The 19409-nt window shown below is 32.9% G+C and carries 22 protein-coding genes; 11 read left to right on the forward strand and 11 right to left on the reverse strand.

Annotated features, from left to right (window positions below; translation table 11 throughout):
• The first annotated feature begins 4 nt into the window (after window positions 1–4).
• The 4 genes from KKQ76_RS09110 (at window position 5) to rpsB (ending at window position 2193) form a co-directional block, all read left to right on the forward strand.
• Window positions 5–337, forward strand: coding sequence for a hypothetical protein (locus tag KKQ76_RS09110; protein WP_213196849.1), 333 nt, complete (start codon window positions 5–7; stop codon window positions 335–337).
• A gap of 123 nt (window positions 338–460) precedes the next feature.
• Window positions 461–916 (forward strand): 50S ribosomal protein L13, encoded by a 456-nt coding sequence (rplM, locus tag KKQ76_RS09115; RefSeq protein WP_069800991.1) that lies wholly within the window; start codon window positions 461–463, stop codon window positions 914–916.
• Window positions 917–918: 2 nt separating this feature from the next.
• Entirely contained in the window at window positions 919–1305 is a 387-nt protein-coding gene (gene rpsI / locus KKQ76_RS09120) for a 30S ribosomal protein S9 (RefSeq protein ID WP_069800989.1), read from the forward strand.
• Between the two features lie 129 nt (window positions 1306–1434).
• Window positions 1435–2193: a 30S ribosomal protein S2 gene (gene rpsB / locus KKQ76_RS09125; protein WP_069800987.1), complete on the forward strand. Its 759-nt coding sequence runs from the start codon at window positions 1435–1437 to the stop codon at window positions 2191–2193.
• 68 nt (window positions 2194–2261) lie between these two features.
• Here rpsB and KKQ76_RS09130 read toward each other — a convergent pair whose 3' ends face one another.
• The 6 genes from KKQ76_RS09130 to KKQ76_RS09155 form a co-directional block, all read right to left on the reverse strand.
• Complete coding sequence (locus KKQ76_RS09130; protein WP_213196850.1) at window positions 2262–2786, reverse strand: DUF6759 domain-containing protein; 525 nt, start codon at window positions 2784–2786, stop codon at window positions 2262–2264.
• Window positions 2787–2809: 23 nt separating this feature from the next.
• Window positions 2810–3484: a tRNA (guanosine(46)-N7)-methyltransferase TrmB gene (gene trmB, locus KKQ76_RS09135; protein ID WP_213196851.1), complete on the reverse strand. Its 675-nt coding sequence runs from the start codon at window positions 3482–3484 to the stop codon at window positions 2810–2812.
• 127 nt (window positions 3485–3611) lie between these two features.
• Window positions 3612–4403: a hypothetical protein gene (locus tag KKQ76_RS09140; RefSeq protein WP_213196852.1), complete on the reverse strand. Its 792-nt coding sequence runs from the start codon at window positions 4401–4403 to the stop codon at window positions 3612–3614.
• 194 nt (window positions 4404–4597) lie between these two features.
• Entirely contained in the window at window positions 4598–6202 is a 1605-nt protein-coding gene (locus KKQ76_RS09145) for a BamA/TamA family outer membrane protein (RefSeq protein ID WP_246501377.1), read from the reverse strand.
• 231 nt (window positions 6203–6433) lie between these two features.
• A complete protein-coding gene (locus KKQ76_RS09150; protein ID WP_213196853.1) occupies window positions 6434–7222 on the reverse strand; it encodes an SDR family oxidoreductase in 789 nt (262 codons plus the stop codon).
• A 142-nt stretch (window positions 7223–7364) separates the two neighbouring features.
• Window positions 7365–8621 (reverse strand): 3-phosphoshikimate 1-carboxyvinyltransferase, encoded by a 1257-nt coding sequence (locus tag KKQ76_RS09155; RefSeq protein WP_213196855.1) that lies wholly within the window; start codon window positions 8619–8621, stop codon window positions 7365–7367.
• Window positions 8622–8717: 96 nt separating this feature from the next.
• Between KKQ76_RS09155 and KKQ76_RS09160 the strand changes: the two genes are divergently transcribed.
• Window positions 8718–9011 carry a GNAT family N-acetyltransferase gene (locus KKQ76_RS09160; protein WP_213196857.1) on the forward strand — a complete coding sequence of 98 codons (294 nt, stop codon included), beginning with the start codon at window positions 8718–8720 and terminating at the stop codon, window positions 9009–9011.
• Between the two features lie 31 nt (window positions 9012–9042).
• Here KKQ76_RS09160 and KKQ76_RS09165 read toward each other — a convergent pair whose 3' ends face one another.
• The 3 genes from KKQ76_RS09165 to smpB form a co-directional block, all read right to left on the reverse strand.
• Window positions 9043–9783: a YebC/PmpR family DNA-binding transcriptional regulator gene (locus KKQ76_RS09165; RefSeq protein WP_213196859.1), complete on the reverse strand. Its 741-nt coding sequence runs from the start codon at window positions 9781–9783 to the stop codon at window positions 9043–9045.
• A gap of 92 nt (window positions 9784–9875) precedes the next feature.
• Window positions 9876–11309, reverse strand: coding sequence for an OmpA family protein (locus tag KKQ76_RS09170; protein WP_213196862.1), 1434 nt, complete (start codon window positions 11307–11309; stop codon window positions 9876–9878).
• Window positions 11310–11376: 67 nt separating this feature from the next.
• Window positions 11377–11835 carry an SsrA-binding protein SmpB gene (smpB, locus tag KKQ76_RS09175; protein ID WP_213189963.1) on the reverse strand — a complete coding sequence of 153 codons (459 nt, stop codon included), beginning with the start codon at window positions 11833–11835 and terminating at the stop codon, window positions 11377–11379.
• Between the two features lie 373 nt (window positions 11836–12208).
• On the opposite strand from smpB, the gene KKQ76_RS09180 reads away from it, so the two are divergent.
• Window positions 12209–13834: an ABC-F family ATP-binding cassette domain-containing protein gene (locus KKQ76_RS09180; RefSeq protein ID WP_069800965.1), complete on the forward strand. Its 1626-nt coding sequence runs from the start codon at window positions 12209–12211 to the stop codon at window positions 13832–13834.
• A 73-nt stretch (window positions 13835–13907) separates the two neighbouring features.
• Here the strand turns inward: KKQ76_RS09180 and KKQ76_RS09185 are convergent, their stop codons facing one another.
• Window positions 13908–14282, reverse strand: coding sequence for a hypothetical protein (locus KKQ76_RS09185; RefSeq protein ID WP_213196864.1), 375 nt, complete (start codon window positions 14280–14282; stop codon window positions 13908–13910).
• Between the two features lie 109 nt (window positions 14283–14391).
• Between KKQ76_RS09185 and recJ the strand changes: the two genes are divergently transcribed.
• The 5 genes from recJ (at window position 14392) to KKQ76_RS09210 (ending at window position 18419) form a co-directional block, all read left to right on the forward strand.
• The gene (gene recJ, locus KKQ76_RS09190; RefSeq protein WP_069800963.1) at window positions 14392–16101 is read left to right on the forward strand and encodes a single-stranded-DNA-specific exonuclease RecJ; all 1710 of its coding nucleotides are present in this window, start codon (window positions 14392–14394) and stop codon (window positions 16099–16101) included.
• Between the two features lie 64 nt (window positions 16102–16165).
• On the forward strand, window positions 16166–16762 hold the full coding sequence (gene nadD / locus KKQ76_RS09195) for a nicotinate (nicotinamide) nucleotide adenylyltransferase (RefSeq protein WP_213196865.1): 597 nt from the start codon (window positions 16166–16168) through the stop codon (window positions 16760–16762).
• Between the two features lie 54 nt (window positions 16763–16816).
• Window positions 16817–17158: a DUF3817 domain-containing protein gene (locus KKQ76_RS09200; protein WP_213189969.1), complete on the forward strand. Its 342-nt coding sequence runs from the start codon at window positions 16817–16819 to the stop codon at window positions 17156–17158.
• Between the two features lie 364 nt (window positions 17159–17522).
• Window positions 17523–17876 carry a serine hydrolase gene (locus KKQ76_RS09205; RefSeq protein ID WP_262897651.1) on the forward strand — a complete coding sequence of 118 codons (354 nt, stop codon included), beginning with the start codon at window positions 17523–17525 and terminating at the stop codon, window positions 17874–17876.
• A gap of 111 nt (window positions 17877–17987) precedes the next feature.
• Window positions 17988–18419: a GNAT family N-acetyltransferase gene (locus KKQ76_RS09210; protein ID WP_213196867.1), complete on the forward strand. Its 432-nt coding sequence runs from the start codon at window positions 17988–17990 to the stop codon at window positions 18417–18419.
• Window positions 18420–18453: 34 nt separating this feature from the next.
• Here KKQ76_RS09210 and ctlX read toward each other — a convergent pair whose 3' ends face one another.
• Window positions 18454–19374 carry a citrulline utilization hydrolase CtlX gene (ctlX, locus tag KKQ76_RS09215; protein WP_213196869.1) on the reverse strand — a complete coding sequence of 307 codons (921 nt, stop codon included), beginning with the start codon at window positions 19372–19374 and terminating at the stop codon, window positions 18454–18456.
• Window positions 19375–19409: the final 35 nt, after the last annotated feature.

Raw genomic sequence — 19409 nt, forward strand, 5'->3', positions numbered from 1 at the left:
AAACATGAAGAGAGTTTTATTATATACGATAGCAGGAACTTTAATCAGTTTTTTAATCAATCATTTTTTACTAGAAAGTGGCGGATTATGGCTGGAACTTTTTTACAGTTTTGCTTTCGGTTTAGCTTGGGGAATGGCTTATTATTTAGACAATCCTGTTATTTCTTTGCCGAAAAAACTAGGAATTTCTTTTGGCGCGATGATTTTTTTAGTACTCATTGGCGCTTTCATTTTTGATTTAGAAAAGGCTTTACCTTCTGTTTTTAAGTTTTCTATAGTATTTGTGGGGTATTATTTACTGGCAAGTTTCAGAAACAACAAGTCCTTAAGAGATTGAAAATTAATTTTTTAAGGTTAAATTTACGTTTAAATCTTGATAAAGTTTTTCAATTCCAAAAAAAATTAATACCTTTGCACACCTTTTTAGGGGAAAATTATGTTTAATCGTAAACGATAATAAGTGAATACATTAAGTTACAAAACCGTATCAGCTAACAAAGCTACCGCTAAGAAAGAATGGGTTGTGGTAGATGCAGCTGGGCAACCATTAGGAAGATTAGCTTCTAAAGTTGCAAAGATTTTGAGAGGTAAGCACAAAACGAATTACACTCCACACGTAGACTGTGGTGATAACGTGATCGTTTTGAATGCAGAACAAGTTGCTTTATCTGGCAACAAGTGGGCAGACAAAGAATACATTTGGCATACTGGATATCCAGGTGGTCAAAAATCGTTAACTGCTGAAGAAGTGCACAAAAAAGACAATTGTAAATTGGTAGAAAAATCTGTAAAAGGAATGTTACCAAAAAACAAATTAGGAAGTGTTATCTACAAGAATTTGTATGTATACGCTGGGTCTGAGCATAAGCACGAAGCACAGCAACCAAAAGTTATTAACCTTAACGAAATTAAATAATTATGTCTATAGTTCACAAGATTGGAAGAAGAAAAACTTCTGTAGCTAGAGTTTACGTGAAACCAGGTACTGGTAACATCACTGTAAATGGTAAAGATGCAAAAACTTACTTCTGTACTGACATGTTAGTATATAAAGTAAACCAACCGTTCTTATTAACTGAAACTGTAGGTCAGTACGATGTTACTGTAAACGTTTTCGGTGGTGGAATTACAGGTCAAGCTGAAGCAATTAGACTAGGGATTTCTAGAGCACTATGTGCAATTAATGAAGAAAACAGATTAGCGCTTAAGCCAGCTGGTCTTCTTACTAGAGACGCTAGAATGGTAGAAAGAAAAAAACCAGGTCAGAAAAAAGCAAGAAAGAGATTCCAATTCTCAAAACGTTAATCTTTTTTCTCGGTTTATTTACAAATTATTACAAAAATTGCCCGTTATGTTTAGCACCCAAACTTTACTCCCATCCAACGTAAAGTTGATTGCTTAAAAGCGGAACGTAAACTAACAAAAATTAAAAAAATGGCAAAAGCACAAGTTAAAGACTTATTAGAAGCAGGCGTACACTTTGGTCACATGACTAGAAAGTGGAATCCTAATATGGCTCCATACATTTTCATGGAGAAAAACGGTATTCACATTATCGATTTGCATAAAACTGCAGTGAAATTAGATGAAGCTTGCAACGCTTTAGAAAAAATTACTTCTGCAGGTAAAAAAGTTCTTTTCGTGGCTACTAAAAAACAAGCTAAAGAAGTAGTAGCAAAACACGCATCAGAACTTAACATGCCTTACATCACTGAAAGATGGCCAGGTGGAATGTTAACTAACTTCGTTACAATCAGAAAAGCGGTTAAGAAAATGAACGCTATTGATAAAATGAAGAAAGATGGTACATTCGAAACTTTATCTAAAAAAGAAAGATTACAAGTAGACAGACAAAGAGCTAACTTAGAGAAGAACTTAGGTTCTATCGCTGACATGGTTAGACTTCCTTCTGCTGTATTCGTAGTAGATATCATGAGAGAACACATCGCTGTAACTGAAGCTAAAAAATTAGGCATTCCTGTATTTGGTATCGTAGATACTAACTCAGATCCTAGAAAAGTAGACTTCGTAATTCCAGGAAACGATGATGCTTCTAAATCTATTGACATGATTCTTTCTGTAGTATCAGAATCTATCAAAGAAGGTCAATCTCAAAGAAAAGCTGATAAAGAAAAATCTAAAGAAGGTGAAAAAGTAACTGCTGATGCAGATAAAGACTTTGACGCTGAATAATTTTCCGAAGATCATACAACAAAAAACTCTCAAGAAATTCTTGAGAGTTTTTTTATTATTTAAAATTTTTAATCTTCCATTCTTTTAATAGCTACCAAAAGATTTTTATTCAAATCTTTTTGTGCTTCATATTGGAGCTCACATACCTTACCTGTCAATTGATACACTCCTTTCTCTACCATAATTGCATTTTGTCCATTTGCAGGAATAGGAATATTATAATTAGTCTTCCCTTCAACTTTCAAAACCATATTACATTCAGATACATTCTTCACCAGTAAAAGGCTTAAAGCGTCACTTTCATCACTTCCTAGCATTTCATTAAGCACTTGTGCTGTTAGCGCTTTTTTATTTTTTTCATTTTCAGATGTCATCAATGCTTCAAACGCTTCTTCCTCTTCCTTATCTGTTTTAGGCTTAATGATTACTTTTTTAATTTCTGCAGACTCTTGAGTAGATTTAATTTCTAATAAAGAAATCGCTTCTTTCGTAGTCACTTGACCTTTATCTATCGGCTGCTCTTTTTCCATTTTTTCTTGAGCCGACAAATGCGCGACACCTAATGCCGCAAATAAAACAATCACTCTTTTCATTTTTATACTTTTTATTTCGATTTTTATAACCTAAACTTAATATAAGTAATTGTTTTCCCTTTCCCAGAAAACAATTCCTCATAGTAAGTCTTTATTTCTCTTAGATAGAGAGTGTCTGGTTCATATTCTGGCGCTCCATATATATCATGGTGAGCGGTTAGAATTTCGTGGCCATATCCTTGTAAAATTCCCAAAGTATAACCATGCAGAAACTCAGAATCTGTTTTCAAATGAATAATTGCGGAAGGTTTCAGAATTTTTTTGTAGCGATTTAAAAAATCTGGATGGGTGAGTCTATGTTTCCCTCTTCTGTACTTAATCTGAGGGTCTGGAAAGGTAATCCAGATTTCATCAACTTCATTTTCATCAAAAAAGCAATCTATCAATTCTATTTGGGTGCGTAAAAAAGCTGCGTTATTTAAACCTTTTTCTACAGCTTCTTTTGCTCCAAACCAAAATCTTGCTCCTTTAATATCTACTCCGATAAAATTTTTATCAGGAAAAGCTTTTGCCATTCCTACACTATACTCACCTTTCCCACAACCAAGCTCTAGAACAATAGGATTATTGTTCTTAAAAACGCTCTCTCTCCATTTACCTTTAAGTTCAAAATCACCTAAGGCATCCTCTCTACTTGGTTGTATTACATTTGGAAGTTTTCTATTTTCTTCAAACCTTGCTAACTTATTCTTCCCCACAAATATTTCGATTAGGGTGACAAATATATAAATATTTTTTTTTCAGAAAATAAAAAAAATGTTAAAAAGCGATAAAAATCATAATGATAAATGTTTTCTATTAAAAATTTCAACTAACAACTATTAGTTAGTTGAAAATTTCTTGAAGATGAGAGTTTCGTAATCTCTTTTGATAAATAGGCAAATATTTCTCTATAGAAACCTTTATTGCCTCATAATTAGCCACATCTAAGTAAATTTTCAAATTATCAGAAGTATATACAAATTGCAGAAAATTATCAACTAAATGAAGAGGAACCTTTAATCTAGTAAAATAATCGTCTCCTAAATAAGCTTTAATATTTTTAATACCAATTTGCATCTTTTCGTATTCTTGAAGCCTTTGTTTTTTCTTGGCTTGACCAGAAATTACATCATAAAGACTTTCTAAACCGATACTTAAACCACCATTCGCTAAGCTTGCAACTGGAGTTATTGGCGGAGTCCCATCGCCTTTTGGAGCTGGTAAACCTATTATTTTCGCTATTTCAAGAGAAGATTTTTTAGAATCTAAAGTGCGAACATCTTTTCTAAGATTTCCTGTAGGTTTAAATCTACTCAAAATCACTTCTTGAATTTCCCTATAAGCCACTTCGAGTTCTATCAAATTTCGAGGATTTTCAAGCAATTGAAGAGTAATTTTGATATCTTTTCGCTCCGAAACAATTGAGGTAAATCTTATTACATCTCCTACTTTTGCAGGAATTTTAAATTCTCCAGTATAAGAAGTAAGATAAGTTCTCTGTTCATTAAGATTGGTAACATAAATCTGGTTGAGATAGAAAGAAGATTTATCTCGCATGAAAAGAGTTCCAGAAAAAGTTTGAGCGCTTATTGAAGTTAAAAACAGCAAACAGCTTAGTAATAAAATTCGCTTCATAAATATGTAACAAAAATACTTTGTTTTTCGGACTAAATAAAACGTTGATAACTAAAATTTTAGTTAAACTTCTATTAAACTTTTTTTTCAACTGTTAATAATTGTTAGAAGAACTACAGGATTATAAAAAATTTTAACATTCTGGGAATTTCGCCTTATTTTAAAGCAATTTAGAGATTTTTTTGGGAGAAATTTTAAAACTTACTGATGATTCCCCAATGAATTTTGGTGTCTTGGAATTTAAATGGATTATTAAATTCTTGTCCGTTTGATATTTGAAAAGTCATTAAACCAATCGGTAACAAAAAATTAAAACCCAGTCCGAAACTATAAAGTTTAGAGGTCGTTTTCAATGTAGAATTTCTCACATTAGCCAATTGCCCAAAAACATCAAAAAACGCTTGATTGCTTACCAAATAACGATATTCTACTCCACCGAAAGCATAAAAATTGGTAAAAAGCGATTGCTCATTAAAACCTCGTAATGAATTATACCCTCCAATTCTGAAAAGTTCATTAGTGGTGATTTCTCCATCTGAATCCAGCATTGCAGATTCTGCTTTCACATTGAAATAATGATTTCCTTTGAGGTGAAAATTCCGCTCTGCAAAGAGAAAATAACGGATTTGTTGAAAAGTTTTATCTAAATTTTGGTAAAAAGAACTGAGTAAATCTGCCTCGCCAATAATTTTGGTTTTGTAAACAAAAAGCGGTTCTTCCGAAGTTTCTGTAAATTCGTAAAAAGCTCCAATTCCTTTTTTGCTAAAATCTTGCCCTGAAGTATAAGTATCATCTAAAACCGAAGAAATTTCGATATTTCCTCTCGCTCCAATTTTTTGTTTGGACGAAAGATGAAAATACAACGCTGGACGAAATTTCACATTGGCAAAAGTAGAATCTTGGCGATAAATATTCATATTGAGATTCGTGCCGATGTTAGAACCAAAAAGATACGGAATATCGGTTTGTAAATCGAAGTTTTGTCCGCTTTGTTGGTTTCTTTGCCAGTACAGAGAAATGGTTTCGAAACTATTAAAAACGTTCTTCAGATTGAGATTAATGCTTCCTGTGAAAGTAAATTTCTTATTATCATTATTCCCAAAACCTATAATTCCATCAAAATTATTGGATTTTTTCTTCTGAAAAGTAAGGTAAATTTGTGTAGAATCTTTTGTGAAAAGGGTTTGCGGAGTTTTTTCTAACATCAAAAATGGATGATTTTCTAACCGATAATTGATTTTCAACAGATTAACATCATCATACGTTTTCCCTACAAATTCTTTTTCTAAATTCTTGACAAAACGTTTCGGAACTTTGGTGAATCCTTGTAAAACAAAACCATTGATTACTCTTTTATCACCTTTAAAAATAGAGATTTCAACTTTCGGAACATCATTTTCAAATCCTAAAAATTGTGTTTTCACTCGGTTGAATGCAAAACCTTCGTCTGTATATTTTTGATTGATAACTTGTTTGAGAGAATCTAAATTTTTGGTAAAAATCTCTGATTTTGATTTTAAAAACAAAGCAGTTTCTGACGAAAATTTCACTTTGGCTTCATTGAAATTTTTGCCTTTATCAAAATTGATTTTGGTGATTTTGCCAGCTTTTTCTACGTTTAAAATTTTAGTAAAATAGTAATTGTTTTCCGCCAAAGAATCTAGAAATTTCACTGCAGAAAGTGAGTCTTTTTTTACAAATTCTTTTTTTGTTTGAGCATCTATTAAGATGAATTGTTTCTGTTGGGATTTCAGAAAAAAAGGAAGAAAAATTAGGAATATGTATAGATTTTTTTTCACGCAATGTCGCAAAGATGATTACGCAAAGAACGCAAATTTTTATTGAATTAGTATTTGGTAATCGCCACGAATGCACGAATAAACATTATTAAAATAAACTTTAACAGCTTTTTAAAATTAAACTCTCGCTGATTAAGCAAATTTTGCAGATTGAAAATTGTAATAAATATAGTGTAATCATCACACACCGCGAGAAAATATCTATAAATTATTCGTGTATTCGAGGCAAATTTAATCCAATTTATTATACTTTTTCATCAGATTTTCATAGGTTTTCTGAGGAAGAATCCATTTCAAAGGAACGCCAATTTTCTGTCCGAACTTCCCGAAATAATAATGTGCTTTCCAAGATTTTTTTTCTAATAATTTTTCAATGTAAAGTGCTACTTCCAAAGGTTCTGTTCCTTCGTCAACGTGAGCATTCATCAAAGAATATACTTTGTCAAAAACGTTTTTATACGGCTCTGAAACTTGAGTTTTTACCCTATTTTCAGCGATTTTAGTTTTAATATCTCCCAAATGCAAACTGCAAACTTCTACATTCCATTGATAAACTTCGTAACGCATTGCTTCTACCACTTTATCCAGCGCAGATTTCGAAGCCGAATAAAATCCACGAAACGGAAGTCCCATTTCAGAACCTATACTCGAAACATTGATGATTTTTCCGAATTTTTGTTCCCGCATTTTTGGCATTACAGCACTCATCATTTGCACAGCTCCTACTAAATTTAGGTTAAACAATTCTGTGATATTTTCTTTGGTAGAATCTTCAACAGCGCCTACCATTCCCATTCCTGCATTGTTGATAAGTACGTCTATTCTACTTTCAGTTTTTAAAATTTCTGAAATCGCAGATTGAACTTGCACGTTATCTGTAATATCTGTTGGAATTGTGGTAAAATATTGACTTTCCACATTTTTTCGACTTAAGCCAAAAACTTTATGCCCTTTTTTGCCGAAATATTCCGCGAGTGCAAAACCAATTCCTGTGGAAGTTCCTGTTATTATTATTGTCATCAATTTTGTTCGTTTTTTATATCACAAAGTTCTCAAAGCTTTTCACAAAGTTCACTAATTAAGATTTTTGAGACGCTTTGCTTTTTGAAGAGAAATATTAAAAACCTTTGTGCTCTCCGTGCAAAACTCTGTGAACTCTGTGTTACAATCTCTCCGTAATCTCAAAAAAATCCGTCCAAAAATCTGGATAAGATTTTTCTACCACGTCTTCGTTTTGTATGTCTAATTCTTTTACCAAAGCAAACGGCGCAAAACTCATCGCCATTCTGTGATCATTGTAAGTGGCAATAGAAATCTCACTATTTGAATCAAAAAATTCTAAAGATTTGATGGAATTTTCGGTAATTTCTGTTCTACAACCTATTTTTTCTAATTCATTTTGGAGTGCAACCAATCTGTCGGTTTCCTTTACTTTCAAAGTTCCTAAACCTGAAATTTCAAAAGGTAATTTTAGCGCAACACACGTTACACAAACCGTTTGTGCAATGTCTGGACAATCATTCATATCCAAAACAAATTTTTCTGGATATTGAAAATGAGTATCTGGAAGTAATGTGATTTTATTCTCTCCTGCATCAGAAATGGTATTTACTCCAAAAAAATTCAAATAAATTTCCTTCAAAGCAGAATCTCCTTGTAATGAATGTGCATAAAAACTCTTGAGATGCATTCTTTTCTTACCAATCGCCACCAAAGAATAAAAATAAGAAGCAGAACTCCAATCACTTTCTACGGTGTAATACTTAATCTTAGAAGAGTGATAATGCCTATCTAATTTTTGATTCGATAAAGACGACGCTGCACTTAAAATCTTGATGCTATTTCCTTCAAAACATGTTTCAACTCCAATGTCTTTTAAAATTTTCAAGGTCATTTTGATGTAAGAACGAGACGTAATTTCACCTTGTAAATCTATTTCTAAACCGTTTTCTAAACTTGCGCCTATCAATAATAATGACGTGATAAACTGTGAAGAAATATTGGCAGGAATTTTTACGAAATTTTCCTCAATTTTCTTTCCTTGAATTTCTAAAGGCGGGAAACCTTCATTTTCCAGATAATTAATTTCCGCGCCTAATTCTATTAATGCATCAACCAATGGTTTTATGGGTCTTTGCTTCATCCTTTCCGAACCCGTAAGAATGGTTTTTCTTCCTTCTTGAATGGCATAAAATGAGGTCAAAAAACGCATTGCAGTTCCAGCGTGATGAATATCTACCGTTTCAGAATTTTCATTCAGTGCTTTTTGTAAAAGTTGAGTATCTTGACTATTTGAAAGGTTTTCTATTTTTAAATCTCCGAATAATTTGCCCAAAATAAGCAATCGATTCGAGATGCTTTTCGAACCTGTAATGGAAATCGTTTTTCCGTCTAAAAGATGTGATTTTGAAATTTTCATAATTTACAGAAATGCTAAATTATAAGGAAATTTAATCAAATGCAATTATATGATGTTCGAATTTTAAAATTTCTTACTTTTATAAAAATTTAGATTATGAATTTAACTTTTGAAAATCATAAAAACGGAAACGGAGGCTTTATTTCTCTTAACAATGAAAGCGAAGAAATCGGAAGGCTGACTTATACGATTCAGCCAGAGAAAAACACACTGATTATTTCTTATGTAATGGTTTTTCCTAAATTCGAAGGACAAGGAATGGGAAAAAAACTGGTAGAAAATGGCATAGAATTTTCGAGAGAAAACGATTGGACTATTGTTCCGCATTGTTCTTATGCTCGTTCTGTAATGCTAAGAATGAAAGATATAGAAGATGTATTTCCTCAATAAAAAAAGCCGCAAAATTTGCGGCTTTTTATTTTTATAGAGAATTCATCAGTTCATCTGTAATTTCCATATTGTGGTAAACGTTTTGCACATCATCATCATCTTCGAAACGCTCTAGCATTTTCATATTAGCTTTGAACTGTTCTTCGTTTACTTCTTTGGTATTATTTGCAATTCTTTGTAGCTCTGCACTTTTAGCTTCTATGCCTAGCTCATCTAATTTATGAGACATAGAACCAAAATCTTCAAATGCTGTGGTAATCATCACTTCTTCTTCATCGCTATCAATATCTTCTGCGCCTCCGTCAATCATTTCCATCTCGAAATCTTCCCAATCCATTTTGATTAAAGACTTATCTATGGTGAAAATTCCTTTTCTATCAAAGATAAAAGCCAACTCTCCGTTTTTACCTAAATTACCATCAAACTTATTGAAAATCGCTCTTACGTTTGCAACAGTTCTGGTAGAGTTATTGGTTGTACACTCTACAAAGAAAGCTACACCACCTTGTCCATAACCTTCATAAGTAACTTCATCATAATGTTCTGCATCTGCACCAGAAGCTTTCTTAATCGCTCTTTCTACATTGTCTTTAGGCATGTTAGCCCCTTTTGCATTTTGGATACATCTTCTAAGAGCAGGGTTAGAATCTGGATCTGGACCGCCAGCTTTTACTGCAATAGCGATATCTTTCCCAATTTTAGAAAACGTTTTGGCCATTTTATCCCAACGAGCCATTTTTGAAGCTTTTCTATATTCGAATGCGCGTCCCATAATTTGATATTTTACGTTTGCAAAAATAAGAAAATTAGCACAAAAAAACACCCTTAAAATAAGGGTGTTTAAATTTATCTTAAAATAATTGATTATTTTTTAGATTTTTTTGGAGCTGGAACATCTGATTTTTGGATTGCATTCCAGTCAGCAGCAGAAATAGCTTCTACAACTACTCTTCTGTCTGATAATCTTTCAGCATCTGATGCAGTTTCAGCTACAGTAGCTTTAGCTTCACCAACACCTCTTGATTTAAGTTGTTCAGGAGCTACACCTCTAGCTTCTAAAGCAGCAACAACAGAAGCAGCTCTTTGTCTAGAAAGTTTTAAGTTGTAAGCATCAGAACCTTTTTTATCTGTTCTACCTTCAACTAAGAATTTACCAGCTGGGAAATCTTTAATGTAAGCAGCAGCTTGATCTAATTTTTCTTTAGATTCTGGTCTAATTGTAGCTTTGTTAAAATCAAATAAGATATCGTTTAATGCTTTAGTTACATCATCAGCTACGTTTACATCAGTTCTTGGACAACCGTTATATTGAGCTAAACCAGCAACTGTAGGACAAGCATCATCTTTGTCAAGGATACCGTCACCATCTGTATCTGGCCAAGGACAACCATTGTTTGCAGCAGGACCTGCTACTGATGGACAAGCATCATCTTTGTCTAGAACACCGTCACCATCTGTATCTGGCCAAGGACAACCGTTATTTTCTACTGGACCAGCAACTTCAGGACAGTTATCATCTTTATCAGCAACACCGTCACCGTCTGTATCAGGACAACCTTGGAATTGAGCTAAACCTGGTACATCTGGACAAGCATCTTCGCTATCTTTGATACCATCTTTATCTCTATCTGTATTACCGAATCTGAACATTAATGAAGCAGAAGCTTGCCAGAAATTAGCAACATTTGAATTATCTCCAGGTGTAGCTACGTAATCACCTTGTAAGTTTAACCCAAAATTTTTAGTTAACCAGAAGTTAGAACCTAACCCAGCAGCAGCTGTAAAATGATTAGCTTTACCTACTAAATCATCACTATTGTAACTTCCTTGAATAGCGTCATTTGCATTGTCATATCTTGGAAAGGTAAGACCTGAGTAATCATGTCTTAAGTAGTTAGCCCCAACTCTTGCATATGGATCAAACCAAGACTCTTCATTCCAAAGGCCAGCAAATTTAAATTGTAAACCAAGACCTGTTTGCAAGAAGAACTCTTTACCCATTGCAAATCTTTTGTTGTCTACATTTCCTACTGAAGTTTGCCAATCAAGTACAAAATACTTGTTAAGGTTTCTTGCAACAGTAAGTTTTGATAATGGAGGCGTAATAGTATAGTTGTTAAGCGTGAAAACTTGATCGAAGTTGTCAAATACTTTGTCAACACCACCGTTAGCAACTCCCATGTGATTCACTCCGTGTGCACCAACTCCAATAACCCAAGGATTAGAAGTAGTTTGAGCGAAAGCAGTAGAGGCAAGTGTAAGTGCCAATGCTGAAATTCCTAATTTTAGATTTTTCATAGAATTAAATGATTAAATAATTGATAATGCAAAATAAACACAAAATATCGTTAAAAACAAAGTTTTTTTAGGTTTTCTTTAATATTCTGTCTAAATTTCTTTTATTTTCTCTGTTTTTTATTGTTTCTCTTTTATCAAAAAGCTTTTTACCTCTACCTAAAGCAATCAACATTTTTGCTTTCCCTCGGTCATTTATGTAGAGTTTTAGGGGCACTATAGTCATCCCTACATCTTTCAACTTCCTTTGAAATTTTTGCAATTCTTTTTTGTGTAATAAGAGTTTACGCTCTCTTTTGATTTTATGATTATAAAAAGTACCCAATTTATACTCATCAATACTCATATTCACAACGAATAGCTCATTTTCTATAAACTGACAAAAACTCTCTGTAATAGAAGCTTTAGACGAACGAAGCGCTTTAATTTCGGTTCCCGTAAGAACAATTCCTGCTTCTATCTGCTCTAAAATTTCATACTCGAATTTTGCTCGTTTATTTAAAATATTTATGGTTTTTTCTATCTTCATTGTATACTGCAAATGTCTAATTATTGCTAAAATATAAATTTACATAATTTATATTAAAGTTTATAAAATTTTACCATTTTTATTGAATTCTGAAATCTTCATTAAAATGACAAGTGACTTGAAAAACCTTGAAACAAGCACCAAAGCACGTGCCAAATTCAGTTTTTCCGCTCATTTTAATTTAATTAAAGAACCAACTTACTGATAATCATTTATTAAAATTTATTAATTTTTTATGAATCAAATAATTTTAAAGGTCAATTTACTTACCCTAGAAATCTATTTTCCTTCATAATAATTCATTCTTTATCCGAAACTTAGCCTCGAAATACCAAATTCTTTTCTTACTTTTGCGCCAAATTTACGAAACAATATGTTAACAGTATCTAATTTATCACTACAATTCGGGAAGAGAGTTTTATTTGACGAGGTAAACATCATGTTTACCAAAGGAAATTGCTACGGAATCATCGGAGCAAATGGCGCAGGAAAATCTACTTTTCTGAAAATTTTAACAGGAAAACAAGAACCAACCACAGGAAATGTATCACTAGAACCAGGAAAAAGAATGTCTGTTCTAGAACAAGATCACTTTGCTTACGATAATTTTACCGTTTTAGAAACTGTATTAAGAGGAAATAAAAAACTCTTCGAAATCAAAGAAGAAATGGATGCGCTTTATGCTAAAGAGGATTTCTCTGATGCAGACGGAATAAAAGCTGGAGAACTCGGCGTAATCTATGACGAAATGGGAGGCTGGAACGCAGAATCAGATGCGCAAACCATGCTTTCTAACGTGGGAATCAAAGACGAAATGCACTGGCAAATGATGGGAGAACTAGAAAACAAAGACAAAGTAAAAGTTCTCTTGGCTCAAGCGCTTTTTGGAAATCCAGATGTTTTGATTTTGGACGAACCTACCAATGACTTAGACATTGATACCATCGCTTGGTTAGAAGATTTCTTAGCAGATTATGAAAATACGGTAATTGTAGTTTCTCACGACCGTCACTTCTTAGATACCGTTTGTACGCACATTGGTGACTTAGATTATTCTAAATTAAACCTTTATACAGGTAACTACTCTTTCTGGTATCAAGCCTCTCAGTTAGCTACAAGACAACGTCAACAAGCAAATAAAAAAGCTGAGGAAAAGAAAAAAGAATTACAAGATTTCATCGCTCGATTTAGTTCTAACGTTGCTAAAGCAAAACAAGCAACTGCAAGAAAGAAAATGATTGAAAAACTGAATATTGACGATATAAAACCTACTTCTAGACGTTATCCTGCAATTATTTTCGAAATGGAAAGAGAAGCAGGTGACCAAATTCTTGAAGTAAAAGATTTAGAAAAAACCAAAGACGGCGAATTGCTTTTCTCTAACGTAGATATTAAGCTAAAGAAAGGTGACAAAGTAGCTATCATTTCTAAAAACTCTTTGGCAATTTCAGAATTTTTCGAAATTATTTCTGGAAATGCAACTGCAGATAAAGGAGAATACAATTGGGGAGTTACTACAAACCAATCTTACATGCCTCTTGACAATACTGATTTCTTCCAAGATAAGAGCTTAAATTTAGTAGACTGGTTAAGACAATTCACTAAAAATGACGAAGAAAGACACGAAGAATTCATGCGTGGTTTCCTTGGCAGAATGCTTTTCTCAGGAGACGAAGCATTGAAATCTTGTACTGTACTTTCTGGAGGTGAAAAAATGAGATGTATGTTCTCTAGAATGATGCTCCAAAAAGCAAACGTTTTACTTTTAGACGAACCAACCAACCACTTAGACTTAGAAAGTATCACTACACTGAACAACTCACTGTCTAATTTCAAAGGAAACATTTTATTGGCTTCTCATGACCACGAAATGCTTCAAACGGTTTGTAACAGAATCATAGAACTTACGCCAAAAGGTGTTATCGATAGAGATATGACTTACGATGAATATCTAGAAGACAAAAAAATCAAAGAATTACAACAACAAATGTATTCTTAAGCTGAAAAGCTAATGTAAAAAATAAACCGCTCAAAAATTTTGGGCGGTTTTTATTTTTATAAAAAACTTTGATTTAATTCTTCTTAAAAGTGAAAGTTCCTTGAAAAGTCGTATTGTTGAAATTCTGCGTCCAATTTCCTGAGTAAGTTTTAGCATTTACATCTGTAATTTTCCCTTTGAACAAAAATCCATTTTTGGTATTGCAAGAAAATTCTCCATCAGCAAAAATATAGCCTAAAAATTCTTCAGAATAATTTTTAGAAGTAGATATTTTGGAGCCTACAATGTTTCCTTCAGAAGTAATCTTAAAAGTGAGCGTTCCATTTTCTGCACCTTGATAATCTCCACTCCAATTTCCTTGAAAAGGTGAATTAATTTGCTCTGGAAGCTCTCTACAAGACATAAAAAATGTAAAAAAGCCGAGAAGAACAACTGAAATAAATTTCATGATTTTTAGTTTTAAACAAAGTTAGAATTTCTTCAAGTATATAATAGTCAATAGACATAATTTATAACTATTCTAATTTAAATGAATTTAAATTTCTAACTTTGCATTTATGAGCCAAAAATGGATATACAAACCAGCACCTGATGAAGAAATTGTAGACAGCATCAGTTCATCGATTGGTTTCGGGACTTTAGAATCAAAAATTTTGGTTCTAAGAGGCATTGATGATTACCAAAAAGCCAGAGAATTCTTCAAACCAAAGTTAGAAGACATTCACAGTCCGTTTTTGATGAAAGATATGCAATTGGCAGTAGACAGAATTGCGTCTGCAATAGAAAACGGCGAAAAAATTCTGGTTTACGGTGATTATGATGTAGACGGAACTACTGCAGTTTCGCTCATGTATCTTTATCTTTCTAAAATTGTAGAAAAAAAATATTTAGATTTCTATATTCCAGATCGTTATTCTGAAGGTTATGGAATTTCTGATGAGGGAATTAATTTTGCTAAAGAAAACGGATTCTCGCTTATCATTGCATTAGATTGCGGAATTAAAGCATTAGACAAAATAGAATATGCCAGTTCTCTAGGTATTGATTTTATTATTTGCGACCACCATTTACCAGGCGAAGAATTACCAAAAGCTTTTGCCGTTTTAGACCCAAAAAGAACCGATTGTAGATATCCTTACAAAGAACTTTCGGGTTGTGGAGTGGGCTTTAAATTATGTCAAGGTCTTAATACCATTTATAAAATTCCAGAAAACGAACTCTATGAACTTACCGATTTACTCGCTATTTCTATTGCCGCAGATATTGTAGCAATGACTGGCGAAAATAGAGTTTTGGCAAAACTGGGATTAAAAACCTTAAGAAAAACCAGAAAATTAGGAATAAGACTCCTGATTCCTGAAGAAAAAATTGCTACGTTTGATATTTCTAACATCGTTTTCGAAATTGCTCCGAAAATCAATGCTGCAGGAAGAATTTCTCATGGAAAAGCTGCGGTAGAACTGATGATTTCAGACAATTTGAAACACGCACATCAAATTGTAGACGACATCTTAAACCTCAACGATTCCAGACGAGAATTAGACGCTAATACTACTCAATCTGCCTTTAACCAAGTCATCGAAACCCAGCAAGAAAATAATTTCACCACTGTAGTTTATCACAATGAGTGGAACAAAGGCGTTATCGGTATTGTAGCTTCTAGACTGACGGAAGTGTACTATAAACCGACTTTAGTTTTCACCGATGGAAACAATGGCGAAATGGTAGCTTCTGCGAGAAGCGTTTCAGATTTTGATGTGCACGAAGCCTTAGAAGCTTGTAGCGAATATTTCCTAAAATTCGGGGGACATCAAGCTGCGGCTGGACTTTCGATGGAGAAAGATAAGTTTGAAGCTTTCAAAGAAAAATTTGAAAAAGTAGTTGCAGAAAAAATTCAGGAACACCAAAAATTCCCTTCCATTACGATAGATTCTGTCATTGAAATAGAAGATTTAAACCGTGATTTCTTTAATTTTCATAGAAAATTATCACCTTTTGGCCCACACAATATGAAGCCTGTTTTAGAACTGAGAAACCAAAAAGTTTCTGGTTACGTAAAACAAATGGGTAAAGATGGAAATCACCTAAAATTCTACATTCATCAACCAGTTTCTGGTAGAAATATAGAATGTATTGGCTTTAAATTAGGGCAATATATGGATGATTTCAAAACTAAAAATTTCGACATTGCTTTTACCGTAGAAGAAAATCACTGGAAAGGAAATGTAACCTATTATTTGAATATTCGTGATGTGAAGTTTCATTAGAGATAAGATACGTGTTACGTGGTAAAACTCGGAACTCGAATCTCGGAACTCGAACCCAAAATTTATGAAAAAAATCGGACTATTTTTCGGCTCATTCAATCCCATTCACATTGGGCATTTGATTTTGGCGAACTATATTTTAGAAAATTCTGATATGGATGAACTTTGGTTTGTGGTTTCTCCGCAAAATCCATTTAAAGATAAAAAATCATTGCTTACAGACCACAATCGTCTTGATATGGTGCAACTTGCAGTGAAAAACTATCCTAAAATGCGCGCTTCAAACGTAGAGTTTTCTTTACCAAAACCGAGTTACACGATTGATACGCTTACTTATCTCAAAGAAAAATATCCCAATTATTCTTTTGCACTCATTATGGGCGAAGATAATCTAGACTCGCTTCCTAAATGGAAAAACGCAGAAAAACTGATGTCTGATTATCAAATCATTGTCTATCCCAGAACTTTTGAAGGCGGCACTTCGACTTCGCTCAGTGTTTCAAAAATCAAAAATCAAGAAAACATAAACATTATTAATGCACCAATTATAGAACTTTCTGCCACAGAAATTAGAAATATGATTAAAGAAGGCAAAAATGTAAGACCGATACTTCCACCAGAAGTTTTCGAATATTTAGATGGAAGTAGTTTTTATAAGTAAAATTCATTATTAAATCTTTATTTTTGTACTTCAAATCAAGTAACACTCTATATAATGGAATTCATCGAAAATTTCTTTTTATCCAAATATTCTCAAGAAAAACTCATCAAATGGTTTAGACAAATTTGTATTGCCGAAGCAATTTCTTGGCTTTTGCTTTTCTCGGCTATGATTTGGATTCGTGAGGACAAGGAGGGAATTTTGCCCATTATTTACATTAGTGTGATGGGAAGTATTCATGGTTTATTTTTCACTTTGTACCTGATTCTAGCCTTTCCTTGTAGAAAAATTTATCAATGGGATGACGAAGATTCTGTATTCGCACTTCTGGCTGCGTTTTTTCCGTTGGCAACGATTTGGATTGACAAAAAACTGGCAAAATTTGAGAGAGAATAAAGATTTGACCTTCAAAATATTATAAAAAGTGGAAAGAAATTTTCACTTTTTTTTTGTTTTTTGATGTAATACTCTTTCCATTTCGATTGTCTTATTTCTGAAAGCAATTCATTAGCTAGAATTTTTATCACTGAAAATCAACAAGTTAAATCAAGTAATAAATTTTATTTACTACTTTGTATTGCATAATACTAAATTAATTATATATCTTTGCAATGTAAATTATTAAACAAAACATACTTCAACTAAATAGAAGAAATTTTTTTAGAAAAACTTTAACCATTTAAAAACGAATAACTAAAACTAATATGGTTATCACAAAAAAGAAAGTGGGTATGTAAATAAAACAGTAATCAGCTATAGTATTCCGTTTTCATCTGGCGCATTAATGTCTACCACTGAAGATTTATTACAATGGCAAAATGCTTTAACACAAAATAAATTATTGAAAAAAGAGAGCCTAGAAAAAGCTTTTAGAAAATACAAACTTAATAATGGAGAAGAAATCTCTTATGGTTATGGATGGCACATAAAAGATATAGCGGGAATGCTTTCTAGAGAACACGGAGGTCATCTTTTTGGCTATAAATCAATGGCTGTTTATATTCCTTCGAAAGATATTTATGCAGTTACCCTTAGTAATTGTGACTGTAACTCTCCCACCGAAATCACAAGAAAAATCGCTGAAATTGCTCTTAAAAATTTTGAAAATCAATAGAAAATAAAAAAATTGCAAACTCATCTCACAAAAACCCATCATATTAAACTAAATTTTAATTAAAGAAATCACGAGCAAAATTTTGTTCGTGGTTTTTTATATTTTTACAACATGATATACAGAAAAGCAACCACTGATGATATTCCGCAAATACAAATTGTAAGGAATTCTGTAAAAGAAAATCAACTTTCTAATCCTAACTTAATTCCTAATGAATTGGTAGAAGAGTTTATTACCAAAAGAGGATCAGGTTTCGTTTGCGAAATTGATGATAAAATTGTAGAATTTTCTATTATAGACTTTGTAGAAAATAATGTTTGGGTGCTATTTCTTTTACCCGAATACGAAGGAAAAGGTATTGGTAAAAAACTTCATCAATTAATGCTTGACAAATATTTTAGCAAAACCCAAAAAACCATTTGGCTTTCAACAGAAACAAATTCTAGAGCAGAACTATTTTACAAAAAACAGGGCTGGAAAGACGTAGGATTCCACGGAGAGGAAATAAAATTTGAAATGAGTTTTAAAGATTGGAAAAAATAAAAGCACCGAAGTTTTCGGTGCTTCAGTTAATATTTTATTTCTTCGGTAAAAAAACCTCAGCAAGCATACATCTTGCACTTCCTCCACCATTTATTTCTATGGTTTCTAGATTAGAATAAATAATTTCATTGTACTTTTTGATAGCTGAAATTTGCTCCGGAGTTAAAGCATTGTACGCGGTTTCGCTCATCACCAAAAACTTTTTGCCATCTTCATTTTGCACTTGAAGCATATTTCCCGCGAATTGTTGCATTTGATTTTCAGAAATTTCTATAATTTCCTTTCCTGACTCTAAAATGGTATTCACTACATTCACTCTTTCGGTTTCATCATCAATACAATCTAGGCAAATCACCACAAATTGGTCTGCTACACACATCATCACATTGGTATGATAAATTGGCAATCTTTCTCCATTAGCTGTTTGAAAAGAATGAAAAACAACAGGGGTATAACCAAATTTCTCACAAAATTCTCTGAACAAAGCTTCGTCTAACCTCAGCGAAACAGAACCATACGCTAATTTGTGATCATGATCGAAAATCATGCTTCCTGTTCCTTCTAAAAATTTTCCCTCTTTTTCTGGCGCCGAAAAATCAATGATTTCTTTTACCTCAAATTTCTCTTGAAGCTTTTCTAAAATATCATTTCTGCGTTCCCATCTTCTGTTCACCGCACACATAGGATAGAGCACTACTTTTCCATCTTGGTGCATAGAAATCCAATTATTGGGGAAAATAGAATCTGGAGTATGAGGTTCTAAAGTGTCTTTAATTGTCATCACATTGATGCCACGACTTCTTAATTTTTCTGCAAAATTTTGAAACTCTTGTAGCGCTTTTCCTTGTGTTTCAGCATTTTCTGAATTCACTTGAAAATAATTATTCTGTGCCGTTTCTGCATTAAAACCAAATGCAACGGGCTCTATCATTAAAACGGTGCTTGTTGTTTGCATAATCTGTATGTTGTCTGCCAAAAATACAAAAAATA

This window comes from Cloacibacterium caeni (assembly GCF_907163105.1).
GTDB lineage: Bacteria > Bacteroidota > Bacteroidia > Flavobacteriales > Weeksellaceae > Cloacibacterium > Cloacibacterium caeni_A.